General features: G+C 40.9%; 1 protein-coding gene. It reads right to left on the reverse strand.

What is annotated here, in order from left to right; all coding sequences use genetic code 11:
* The coding region (locus tag ACYQ4O_RS13115) for a helix-turn-helix domain-containing protein (RefSeq protein WP_460175890.1) at positions 1-247 on the reverse strand (247 nt) is incomplete at its 3' end.
* Positions 248-257 lie beyond the last annotated feature (10 nt).

Here is a 257-nt window from a genome sequence, read left to right on the forward strand (position 1 = left end):
TGAACCTTGGAAATTTCGCTCTCTTGGCAAAAAAATTCTTGTATCCCTTCTCTAAATCTTTCAATGCTTGTTGGAGGACTTGAGAATGACAGTCTTTCAGAAAAGAGTGCTTTTTCTTCCACAGAACAAGACGGTTGGCACACTCTACATAGTTGAACCGATGTGCTTTATCTTTGCCGTAAAGTGACTTTTCTGTGGCTAAAGTTCTGTTATAGACATAGCGACAGGAACCCGCAAATTGGCTCATCAAACGAGCT

It is taken from the genome of Turicimonas sp. TL08, assembly GCF_054660695.1.